At 73.7% G+C, this 12,322-nt stretch carries 5 protein-coding genes; all 5 read left to right on the top strand.

Going from position 1 to position 12,322, the window contains the following annotated elements; translation table 11 throughout:
- The first annotated feature begins 31 nt into the window (after window positions 1–31).
- From ZF1_RS29375 to ZF1_RS29395, 5 genes are read left to right on the top strand one after another with little or no spacing between them, the layout of a single operon-like run.
- Window positions 32–742, top strand: coding sequence for a phosphopantetheine-binding protein (locus tag ZF1_RS29375; protein WP_482638931.1), 711 nt, complete (start codon window positions 32–34; stop codon window positions 740–742).
- Window positions 742–2,058 carry a beta-ketoacyl synthase N-terminal-like domain-containing protein gene (locus ZF1_RS29380; RefSeq protein ID WP_482638932.1) on the top strand — a complete coding sequence of 439 codons (1,317 nt, stop codon included), beginning with the start codon at window positions 742–744 and terminating at the stop codon, window positions 2,056–2,058. Before ZF1_RS29375 ends, ZF1_RS29380 begins: the two co-directional genes overlap by 1 nt.
- The gene (locus ZF1_RS29385) at window positions 2,055–6,389 is read left to right on the top strand and encodes a MupA/Atu3671 family FMN-dependent luciferase-like monooxygenase (protein ID WP_482638933.1); all 4,335 of its coding nucleotides are present in this window, start codon (window positions 2,055–2,057) and stop codon (window positions 6,387–6,389) included. Before ZF1_RS29380 ends, ZF1_RS29385 begins: the two co-directional genes overlap by 4 nt.
- Window positions 6,382–10,662 (top strand): non-ribosomal peptide synthetase, encoded by a 4,281-nt coding sequence (locus ZF1_RS29390; RefSeq protein WP_482638934.1) that lies wholly within the window; start codon window positions 6,382–6,384, stop codon window positions 10,660–10,662. The genes ZF1_RS29385 and ZF1_RS29390 overlap by 8 nt, the downstream gene beginning before the upstream one ends.
- Window positions 10,663–10,695: 33 nt before the next feature.
- Complete coding sequence (locus ZF1_RS29395; RefSeq protein WP_482638935.1) at window positions 10,696–12,315, top strand: ketol-acid reductoisomerase; 1,620 nt, start codon at window positions 10,696–10,698, stop codon at window positions 12,313–12,315.
- Window positions 12,316–12,322: the final 7 nt, after the last annotated feature.

The following is a 12,322-nucleotide window of genomic DNA, read 5'->3' on the forward strand; positions in this document are numbered from 1 at the left end:
GACGGGTCCGGCGCACCGCACGTCCGCACTGGTGACCTCGCCCGGCTGGGGGCCGACGGGCGGATCGTGCTGGTGGGGCCGCCGCGACAACCAGGTCAAGCTGCGCGGTCACCGCATCGCGCTGGAGGAGGTCGAAGCCGCAGTGCTGGGGGCCGGCGGCCCCTCCGAGGCCGTGTGCGGGCTGGTCGGGGAGGGCAGAGACGCCGCGCTGGTCTGCTGGTACGTCGGCCACCCGGACGTCGCGCAGGACACCGCAGAGGACGTGGCGGCGGACCTGGCCGAGCGCTGCCGCGCGATCCTGCCCGGGCCGCTCGTGCCGGCCCGGTTCCTGCCGGTCGAGGCGATCCCTCGGCTGCCCAGCGGGAAGATCGACCGGGCCGCGCTGCGCGACCGCGACCGCGACCGGGTCCGCCACGGCGCGCTCGCCGACCCGGAGGCCGGGCCGGTGGCCCGGGCCCAGCTCGAGGTCGAGGAGCTGGTCGGGCACCCGGTCACGCCGGGGGACCGGCTCGCCGGCCTGGACATGCACTCGCTGCGGATGGTCGAACTACACGAACGATTGCGTACCTGGGCATCCGTCGAGTTTGACGTGGTGGACCTTTTTCGGTGCGCGACCGTCGAGGACGTCGGGCGGCTGACCGTCGGTACCGACGACGAGGTGGCCGGACGCGGCGCCGAACGAGCCCGGCGCTACCGCGCCGCGCTCGCGCGCCGTCGCCGTCGGCACGAGAGGAGCAGATGATGACGACTTCGAGCAGCCCCCCACCGACGGACGAGACCGCCGTCGCGGTCATCGGGATGGCCGTGCGGCTGCCGGGGGCTCGCGACGTGGAGGAGTACTGGCGCAACGTCTGCGGTGGCGTCGAGTCGATCAGCCGGTTCACCCCGGACGAGCTCCTCGCCGAGGGGGTGTCGCCGGAGCTGCTCGACGATCCGGACTACGTGCCGGCCAAGGGGGTCCTCGACGGGGCTGACTGCTTCGACGCCGGGTTCTTCCGCTACTCGCCGTTCGAGGCCCGCTCGATCGATCCGCAGCAGCGCGTCTTCCTGGAGGCCTGCTGGACCGCATTCGAGGACGCCGGGTACTGCCCGGACGACGTCGAGGACCCGGTCGGGGTCTTCGCCGGCTCGCGGATCAGCCAGTACGCCTTCAGCCTCGCCTCCCACACCAGCCAGCACACCGAGATGGACGATCTCACGCTGCTGCTGGGCAACGACAAGGACTACCTGAGCAGCCGGGTCTCCTGGCAGCTGGGCCTGACCGGGCCGAGCGTGTCCGTCGCGAGCGCTTGCTCGACGTCGCTGGTGGCGGTGGCGACGGCGGTGCAGAACCTGCTGACGTTCCAGTGCGACATGGCACTGGCCGGTGGTGTGCGGGTCGGACTGCCGCTGCGCGCCGGCTACCGCTACACCCCCGACAGCATCTGCTCGCCCGACGGGCACTGCCGCACCTTCGCCGCGGACGCCGCGGGAACCGTCTTCGGGGACGGGGTCGGCGTGGTGCTGCTCAAGCGGCTGGAGGACGCACTGGCCGACGGTGACCACGTCGACGCCGTCATCCGAGGCTGCGCGGTCAACAACGACGGCGCCGACAAGCCCAGCTGGACCGGTCCGGGCCTCGACGCGCAGGCGACGGTCATCGACATGGCGATCGCCGCCGCCGACGTCGACCCCGCCACGATCGGCTACGTCGAGGCGCACGGCACGGGCACGCTGCTCGGTGACCCCATCGAGCTGGCCTCGACCACCCGCGCGTTCGGGCTGCCACCGGGCGAGCGGACGATCATCGGGTCGGTGAAGCCGAACATAGGCCACCTCAGCGCGGCGGCCGGGATCGCGAGCCTGGTCAAGGCGGTGCTCGCGGTGCGCGAAGGCGTGATCCCGCCCAGCATCAACCTCGCGGACCCCAATCCGGCGCTGCGGCTCGACGAGACCCCGTTCGCGTTGGTCACCGAACCGGCGGAGTTCCGCACCGGCCCCGGACCCCGGCGTGCGGGGATCAGCTCCTTCGGCATGGGCGGCACGAACTGCCACGTCGTCGTCGAGGCGGCGTCGTGACCGGCCCCACGAATCCGGCGCCGTCCCCGTCGGTGCTGCGGCTCTCGGCCGCGTCCGCCGACGCACTCGACGGCCTCCGCACCGCGCTGGCCGAGCACCTGGTGGCCCGTCCCGACCTCGATCTCGTCGACGTCGCGACGACCCTGCGCACCGGCCGACGCCGCCATCCGCACCGGCTGGCGGTGGCCGCGACGACCGTGTCCGACGCGGTGGCCGCGCTGCGTGCCGCACGCATCGATCCCGACCCCGTCGCCGAGTCCGGCGCGGGGGTGGCGCTGCTCCTGCCCGGGCAGGGGATCCAGCTGGTGGGCATGTACCGCCACCTGTACGCACAGGAGCCCGCCTTCGCCGCCGCCGTCGACGCCTGCGCGGACGGCTTCGCCGCCCACCTGGACACCGACATGCGGGACCTGTTGTTCGGCGACGGCGGTGACGGCGACACCGATCGCCTGCGTCGCACCGAGTACACCCAGCCCGCGGTGTTCACCGTCGGGACCGCTCTCGCGGACCTGCTGCGCGACCGCGGCGTCGAGCCGGTGGCCCTGCTCGGGCACAGCATCGGCGAGCTGACCGCCGCGCACCTGGCCGGCGTGGTCGACCTGGGGACCGCGTGCCGGCTCGTCGCCGAGCGGGGCCGCCTGGCCCAGGCCATGGAGCCCGGCGTGATGGCGCAGGTCCCGCTGGCCGAGGCCACCGTGCGGGAACTGGTCGAGGACGTCCCCGAGGTCGAGGTGTGCGCCGTCAACGCGCCGCAGCTGACCGTCGTGGGCGGTCCGGAGGATGCCGTGCGGGCCTGGCTTCGCGCGGTCGACGAGACCGACGCACCGCTGCTAGCGGTCTCCCACGCCTTCCACACCGCGGCGATGGATCCCGCGGCGCGGGCCTTCGCCGACGTCGTCGCCTCCGCGGACCTGCGACCCCCGACGTGTCCTGTCGTGTCCAACGTGACCGGCGCAGTCCTCACCGCCGCCGAGGCCACCGACCCCGCCTACTGGGGACGCCAGCTGCGGTCGACGGTGCGTTTCGCCGACGGGCTCACGACCCTGGTGGCCAGTACTGATCCGCAGGTCGCGGTCCTCGTCGACGCCGGCTCGCGCGGCTTCGCCGCCCGGGTTGCCGCGCTGGTGGCGGGCCGCGACCGTCCGGTCGTCGGCATCGCCACCGATCTCGATCCCGACGCGCAGGCGACCGCCTTCGCCGCGACGCTGGGCGCCCTCTGGGCCCACGGCGTCGACGTCGACCCCTCGACCGGGGCCACCGGTGACCGGCCGCCGCGGCGTCTGCGACTGCCCACCTACCCGTTCGCGCGCGACCGGCACTGGGTGGACCCGCGACCCCGCGCGGCAGCACCGCCGCCACCCGTCCCGGCGGCGCAGCGGCTGGACCCGGCCCGCTGGTTCTGGACACCGACCTGGCCCGCTGCCGACACCGCGCGCTGCGCGACCCCGGCCGGACCGTGGGTGGTGTTCGCACCGGACACCGACCTCGGCCACGCGGTGGTCGACGCGCTGCGCGAGCGGTACGGCGACGTCCGGGTCGCGTGGTCGGGCGACCGGCTCGAGCTCGACAGCGCGCAGTGCCGCGCCGATCCGGGCCGCCGCGACCACCAGGAGCAGGCGCTCGCCGCGCTGTGCGCCGACGTTGCGCCGGCGGGTGTCGTCGCCGCATGGGGGCTGACCGATCCACCGGCACCGCGAACGGCGTTCGACGACGTCCTGCGGTTCGCCCAGGCGTGCGCCGGTGAGCTGGCCGACGGCCCGCCGGTCCGGTTGCACTTCGTGACCCGCGGCGCCATCGCGGCGGGACACGACGATGAGATCGTCGCCGACCGCGCTACGGCGCTGGGGGTAGCGAGGGTCCTGCCGCTGGAGGCGGCGGGTCTCGACACTCAAGTTGTGGACCTCGATCCCGCCGCCGACCCTGCCGCCGCGATCAGGTCGCTGGCCACGGCACTGAATTTGCCGGACACGACGGTCGCCCTGCGGGCCGGGCTGCCCCACACGCTGCGGTTCGTCCCCGTGACCGTCCCCGCCGGCCCACCACCGATCCGCGCTGGCGGCACCTACCTGGTGACCGGTGGGCTCGGCGGCATCGGTCGGGCCATCGCCAGCTGGCTCGGCACCCACGGCGCGCGGGTCCTGCTGACCGGCCGCCGTCCCTCCTCCGACGCCACCGCGTTGCTCGACCGGCTCGCCGCCGACGGCGTCGACGCGACCTACGCGCAGGCCGACGTCACCTCGCCGGCGGATCTCGCCGCCGCGGTGGCGCGGACCGGACCGGTGCACGGGGTCTTCCACTGCGCCGGGCTCGCGGGGGAGGGACTGATCACCACCTCGGAGCCCGCCACAGCCGCGCGCGTGCTGGCCCCCAAGGTCGCCGGGACCCGCGCGCTGGCGGCCGCCGTCGTCACCGACGACACCGACTTCGTCGTGCTCTGCGCGTCCCACAACGGGATCCTCGGCCGGTTCGGCCAGGCCGACTACTGCGCGGCGAACGCGTTCCTCGACGCGGTTGTCGCGGAACGGCGGCCCGGCCGCACGCGCTGGGTCAGCGCCGATCTGGACGTGTGGAGCGGGGCCGGCATGGCCGTCGACACGAGCGTCCCAGACTCGCTGCGCGCGTGGCGGGAGAGCACGTTCGACCACGCGCTGCGACCCGAAGACGCCGCCGTGGTGTTCACCGGGGTCCTCTCGGCCGGCGCCGCGCAGGTCGTGGTCTCCACGCGCGACTTCCAGAAGGTGGTGGCCGGGCACGCCGCCGACGAACAGGCCCGGCTGGGCCAGGCGCTGGCCCACGTGCGGACGACCAAACCGACCCGCGCCGTTGTCCGGTCCGGTACCGGACCCGGCGCCGGGTCCGGCGGCGTCGCCAGTCGGGTGGCCGAGGTGTGGCGCGACCTGCTCGGCGTCGACGACATCGCACTCGACGAGAGCTTCCTCGATCTCGGCGGTCACTCGCTCGTCGCCACGATGATGCTCGCGCGGTTGCGGTCGGACCTGGGTGTGCGTCTGGCGTTGCGTGACTTCCTGGCCCGACCGACGATCGCCGCGATCGTCGAGCAGGTCGACGCCGCGCCACAGGACGCGCCGGTCGACGACCCGTTCAGCCGGTTGGCGCCGGTTCCGCGCGGGGAGCCGCACAGCGAGGGGGCCCCACCGGCCGCTGCGCCGATCACCCCACCGTCCATCCCACGGATCACCCCATCGTCCACCCTGAGCAGCACCCGGGCCGAGCCCGCCGTAGCGGCGCCGGGGTCCGCCGAGCCGCGGCTGAGCCTGATGTTCTTCTCCGCGCTCGCGCCGACGGACCCGGCTGCCGATCCCTACGGACTCCTAATCGACGGGGCCCGGTTCGCCGACCGGGCCGGTCTGCACGCAGTCTGGTTGCCCGAACGGCACCTCCAGGCGTTCGGGGGTCTGTTCCCCAACCCGGCCGTTCTCGCTGCGGTGCTGGCCCGCGAGACCACTCGGGTCCGGCTGCGCGCCGGCAGCGTGATCTCGCCACTGCACGTCGCACCGCGGATCGCGGAGGAGTGGGCGGTCGTGGACCGGCTCAGTGGCGGCCGGGTGGACCTGTCGTTCGGCTCCGGCTGGCACGTGGACGACTTCGTCCTCGCACCGCGGTCCTACGACGACCGCAAGCAGCGCATGTGGGCCGACATCGACGCCGTCCGCGCGCTGTGGCGCGGCGAGCAGATCATGCTGCCCAACGGTGCCGGGGTCCTCGTCCCGGTGCGGACCTATCCCGCGCCGGTGCAGGCCGACCTGCAGGTGTGGGTGACGGGGGAGTCCGCGGGCACCTTCGAGGAAGCGGGCCGCCGCGGCCACCACGTGCTCACGGCCACCATGCACCAGGACCGTGACCAGCTCGCCGAGCACATCGCGCGCTACCGCGCGGCGCGCGCCGACGCGGGCCACGATCCCGGAGCCGGGACCGTGACGCTGATGCAGCACACCTACGTCGATCCCGACCTCGACGCCCACCGCGCGCGGGTCCGCGACAGCTACACCGACTACATCCGCGCGAACCTGGAGCTGCAGACCGCCGGTGTGCGCGGCTTCGGCGCCGCCGAGGCCGCGGTGTCCGACGAGGACGCGCGGGCCCTCGCCGACCGCAACCTCGACCGGCTGATCGACGGGGCCGGCCTGATCGGCACCCCGGAGGACTGCGCGCGCGTCGTGGCCGAACTCGTCGACATCGGGGTGAACGAGATCGCGGCGCTGATCGACTTCCTCCCCGATCCCGAGCTGGTGCTCGCCGCGCTGCCCGACCTCGCCACGATGTGGGCGACGGCCCGCGACCAGTCCACGGCAGAGGTGGCCCGTGCCTGAGCCGCCGCCGGTCCAGTTGCCCGCGTCGTTCCCGCAGCAGCGTCTCTACTTCATCGACGCACTCGACCCGGGAACCCCTGCCTACAACGTGCCGATGGCGGCGGCGACCCTGCGCGGCCCGCTCGACGTCGCAGCGCTGGAGGCGGCGTTGGCCGATCTCGTCGCGCGCCACGAGATCCTGCGGACCACCTTCGGCGCCGATGACGACGGTGTGCACCAGCTCATCGCCGCGCGCGGCCGGCTCGTACCGGACCGGCGCGACGTCGCCGCCGATGCCAATCCGGCCGGTCGGGCCCGCGCGATCGTGCAGGAGGTGCTCGATGCGCCGATGTCGATCCGCGACGGCCCGCTCGTCCGCGCCGTCCTGGTCACGACCGGACCGGACACCGCCGTGTTCGCGGTCGTCATGCACCACCTGGTCTGCGACGGCTGGTCGACGGCGGTGTTCCGCCGGGAGCTCTCCTGCGCCTACGCCGCGCGGGCGAGCGGTCACCCGCCGGAGTTCGCGCCGTTGCCGCTGCAGTACGGCGACTACGCGCACTGGCAGCGCCGGGAGGCCGGGTCCCCGGCCGTGGCCGCGGACCTGCGTTGGTGGGTCGAGCGGTTGGCCGGCTTCCCGATGCGGACCCGGCTCGCAATGGCCCGACCGCGCGCCACCGACGCCGCCGACCGCGGCGGGGCCCGGACCGTGCGCAGGATCGGGCCGGCGGCACGCGACCGTGTGCAGGAGACCGCCCGCCGCCACGACACGACGCCGTACACGGTGCTGCTCACCGCATACGCGCTGGTGCTGACCTGGTTCACCGGCGAGGACCGGCTGTGCGTCGGCACACCGGTGGCCAACCGCGCCGACCCCCGGCTGGAGGGCAACATCGGGTACTTCGCGAACACCGTCGTCCTGCCTGTCCACCCCGAGGGCGCCACCGGCGCGGCGGTGCTCGCTGCCGTCGCCGACCAGTCCGGCCTGGCAATGGCGCACGGCGAGATCGCGTTCGAGCAGCTCGTCGAGACGCTGGCGCCGGCCCGCGACCCGCACGCCAACCCCGTGTTCCAGCACCTGTTCGCGCTGCACAACTTCCCGACCGCACACCTGGAGCTCGACGGGGTCGCGGTGACGGAGCTGCCGGTCAGCCGGGCCGCGGCCCGGTTCGACCTGTCGCTGGACCTCACCGACACCGCGGACGGCATGCGGTGCGTCTGGGAGTACGACACCGCGGTGCTCGACCGGGCCCACGTCGAGACGCTGGCCGCGGCGTTCGAGCGGGTCCTCGCCGCGCTGGCGCAGCCGCAGGTCACGCGCGCGCAGCTGCGTGCCGCGGCGCTGGGCCGAGCGGCCCCGGACCCCGGCCCGCCCGCCCCGGACGGCGGGGGTCTGGCCGCCGCGCTGCGCGCCGTCGCGGCCCGGACCCCGGACCGGACCGCCGTGGCGTGCGGGACGGCCACGCTGACCTACGCCGAGCTGATCGACCGCGCGGAGCGGTGGGCGGCACACCTCGCCGCCGCCCCGGACGGGCCGGTCGCTGTGTGCCTGCCGCGCAGCGTCGACGCGATCGTCGCCATGGTGGCCTCCCTACTGGCCGGTCGCACCTACGTGCCGCTGGAGCCACGACACCCGGTCGCGCGCCGGGCCGACCTGCTGCGCCGGTGCGGTGCGGCAGCCCTCGTCGTCGATGCCGACGCCGACGGGTTCGCCGACGGGTCGGGGGTCATCGCGCGGACCCCGCAGGATCTCGACGCGGCGGCGCCGACCGGGCCGACCCCACCGACTGCCGATCCCGACGCCGCCGCCTACGTCATGTTCACCTCCGGCTCCACCGGTAGCCCGAAGGGTGTCATCGTCGGTCAGCCGGGGATCGGAAACCTCGTCGCGGCGGGCCGCGAACGGCTCGTCTGGGCCGACGGTGCCGTGTTCACGTGCGTGCACTCCTTCGCTTTCGACCTGTCGGTGTGGGAGATCTATGCGCCGCTGCTCAGCGGCGCGACTCTGGTCGTGGCCACCGAACGCGAGCAGGGTTCCCCCACCGCGTTGGATGCGCTGGTGCGCGGCGCCGGTGTCGATGTGCTCAGCGCGACCCCGACGCTCCTGGCCGAGCTGGCCGCGGTGTGGGACCGCGGCGGGCCGCCCGCTCCGCTGGACGTTGTGGCCGGCGGCGAGGCGTTGCCCACCGCCACGGCGGTCGCCGCCACCGGCCACGGCGTGCGGTTGTGGAACTTCTACGGGCCCACCGAGGCGACGGTGTGGACGACCGTCGCCTCCGTCGACGCGACCCGGCTCCGGCATCCGACCGTGCCACTGGGCACCGCGCTGGCCGGGACGGCGGTGGCGGTGCTGGACGAACAGCTGCAGCCGGTGGGCCCGGGGGTGGCCGGTGAGCTCGCCATCGCCGGAGCCGGTCTCGCCGTCGGATACCACGACGCACCGGAGCTGACCGCGGCCGCGTTCGTCGAGCGGGACGGGGTCCGCTGGTACCGCACCGGTGACCTCGTGGTCGACGATCCCGTCGACGGGCTGCGCTTCCTGGGCCGGCGCGACGGGCAAGTCAAGGTCCGCGGGTACCGCATCGAGCTGGCCGAGGTGGAGGCCGCGTTGACGGCGTTGCCCGACGTCGCGGCGGCCGCAGCGGCGGCCGGTCCCGCGGTGCTGGTCGCCGACGTCGTCGCGGCCGCCGCATCGGACCCGCCGGATCCCGCCGACGTGCTGACCCGGGTCCGCGCGCGCGTCCCGGCGCACCTGGTGCCCGACCGCATCAGATGGGTCGAGGCACTCCCGCGCACCGCCAACGGCAAGCTCGACCGTGCGGCCGTCGCCGCCGACGCCGAACCGTCGACCCAGCGACGGTCGACGGCCGGGCAGCGCGCACCGCGCGACGCCACCGAGGCAGCCGTCGTCGCCATCTGGCGGGACGTGCTCGAACGGCCCGACGTCGGCCCGGACGACGACTTCTTCGCACTCGGCGGGCACTCGCTGCTGGCCATGCGCATGCTGGACCGGCTCAACCTCCGCTTCGGGCTCAACGTCGCGCTGAGCGAGGTGTTCGCGACGCCGTCACCGGCAGCCACGGCGGCCGCGGTCCGGCATCACATGACCTCCACGGAGCCGGTCGCGGTCGACCTGCACGCGGAGATCCCGCCGGTCCCCGCTGGCCACGGCGCCGCGGTCCGGCAGGGTCGCGATTCGTGGCTGCTCACCGGGGTCACCGGGTTCCTCGGCGCGCACGTGCTCGCGCAGGTGCTCGCCACCGAGGCCGGTCGGATCCGCTGCCTGGTGCGGGCCGCCGACGCCGACCGCGCGCGGACGCGGGTCACCGAGACCCTGCGTCGCTACGGGACCGACGCCGGCACCGATCCGCGGATCGAGATCGTCGTCAGCGATCTCTCCCGGCCCGACCTGGGTCTGGGAGACGCGGGCCTTCGCGAGCTCGGCGCCGACCTCGACGTGATCGTGCACGCCGCGGCGTGGGTCAACCTCGCGTATCCCTACGGCGTCCTGAAGCAAACCAACGTCGGGGCCACGGCGGCACTGCTCGGTGTCGTCGCCCGGTCCGGGGCCCGCCTCACGCACGTCTCCACCCTGTCGGTGTTCGGCGGCCGGGAGATGGCCGAGGACCTCGTCGTCGCCACCGAGCCCGCGGCGTCGGGCTACGCGCGGTCCAAGTGGGTGGCCGACCGGCTCGTCGCCGACGCGATCGCAGCGGGCCTGCCGGCGTCGATCGTACGCACCGGACGGCTGTTCGCCGGTGCAGCGGGTGTCGCCAACCCTGACGACCTCCTGACCCGGGTCACCAGCCTGTGCCGGGAGGTCGACAGCGCACCGGACCTCGACATCGACGTGCGACTGCTGCCCGTGGACCAGGCCGCGCAGGCGCTGGTCGCGCTGGCCGGGGCACCAGCGAGCACCGGAGCGGCCTACCACCTCGTCGGCACCGACCCGATGCGGTGGACAGACCTGGTCGCCGAGCTCGTCGGCGTAGCGGCCGTCCCGACCGCGCGCTGGCTGGAGATGGTCCGTACGGCGTCCGAACAGGGCCTGGCCCCGTCGGCGGCGGGGCTGCTCGAGGTGCTGGCATCGATGCGGAGCTGGGTCGCGGACCCTTTGCCGGGTACGGCCCATGCCGACCGGGCCCTCACCGGGTTGCTGCGCGGAGACGCCGCTGCTGTGTCGGCGGCCGTGGCGGCTGTCGCGGCCCGGTCGGGATCTGTGCGGCCGGGATGTGGGCGGTTGGGGACGACGTCCGCGGACGTCGCCGGGGGTCGCCCACGCGGCCCGGGATGAGCATGTGCGAGAATTGGTATCACCACTCACGTCGTGGCTCGATCCCACGGCGGGTGGCAGCGCTGCGTCGTTGGCCTTGTGCCCCACTCGGGAACGGTGTCGCGACGTCTGATTCTGGTCGGTGCGGGCCCGGTGGCCCGCCCGGACGTTGTCGCCGTTCTTGAGAGGTGTTGGACCGTGCAGGAGTTGGACTTCCAGTCGTCGGTGTTCACGAAGGAACTGATCACCGTCGCTGATCACACTGAGGCGATCGTCCGCGGCGGCCGGGACCTGTTCCCGCTGCTGCCGAAGGCATTCGCCGGAGTGAGCCAGATCGGTGTCGTCGGGTGGGGACCCCAGGGCTCGGCGCAGGCGCAGAACCTGCGCGATTCGCTGGTCGGCACTGACATCCGGGTGGTCGTGGGTCTGCGGGAGGGCTCGTCCTCACGCGCGGAGGCCATCGACGCCGGCTTCAGCGTCGACGACGGCACCCTCGCCACCGTCGAGGAGGTCGTGTCCGCTTCGGACATGGTGCTGCTGCTCATCTCCGATGGTGCACTCGCCACCCGCTACCAGGAGATCTTCGACCTGCTCCGCCCGGGCACCACCCTCGGGCTGTCACACGGCTTCCTGGTCGGGCACCTCGCCAACACCGGTGGGTCCTTCCCGGCCGGCATCGACGTGATCGCCGTCTGCCCGAAGGGCATGGGCAAGTCGGTGCGTGCGCTGTACATGCAGGGGGCCGAAGTCAACGGCGCCGGCATCAACGCGAGCTTCGCTGTCCAGCAGGACATCACCGGCCACGCGACCGACCGCGCGCTGGGCTGGTCGGTGGCGCTCGGTGCGCCGTACACGTTCCAGACCACGCTGGAGTCGGAGTACCGCTCCGACATCGCCGGTGAACGCGGCATCTTGCTCGGCGCCGTCCACGGCATCGTCGAGAGCCTGTTCCGTCGCTACGTGGCCGAGGGGGCCGAGGAGCGGGAGGCGTTCGTCCGCTCCGTGGAGTCAATCACCGGTCCGATATCGCGGACCATCTCCCACGACGGCATCATCGGCGTTTACCACGCACTTGGTGCGGCGGGTCGCGAGGTGTTCGCGCGTGCGTACTCGGCCGCCTATCCGGCGGGTCGCGAGGTGTTTGCCGAGATCTACGACGAGGTCGTGTCGGGCAACGAGATCAACAGCGTCGTCATCGCGGGAACCCGCCTCGAGCGGTTCCCGATGGGCGTCATCGACAGCACGGGCATGTGGTCGGTCGGGCAGAAGGTGCGCGCCGACCGCGCCTCCGACCTCATCGCCATCGATCCGTTCACCGCGGGGGTCTACTGCGGAGTGATGATGGCCCAGATCGACCACCTCCTGGAGGCGGGCCACCCGTACTCCGAGGTGGCGAACGAGTCGGTGATCGAGAGCGTGGACTCGCTCAACCCGTATATGCACGCGCGCGGGGTCGCCTACATGGTCGACAACTGCTCGGTGACGGCACGGCTCGGGTCGCGCAAATGGGCCCCGCGGTTCGACTACCTGCTCTCCCAGCAGGCCTACCCGGCGCTGGGCCCGGACCGCACCGTCGACATGACACCGTTTCACGCCTTCGAGAACCACATGATCCACGAGGTGCTGCGCACCTGCGCAGAGCTGCGACCCGAGGTCGACATCTTTGTGGAGTGACCCACGC

This window comes from Pseudonocardia sp. ZF1 (assembly GCF_056835605.1).

Bases quoted from the DNA above. Each gene is read 5' to 3' on its own strand.
- ZF1_RS29380 (WP_482638932.1), top strand. From the start codon at position 742: ATGACGACTTCGAGCAGCCCCCCACCGACGGACGAGACCGCCGTCGCG.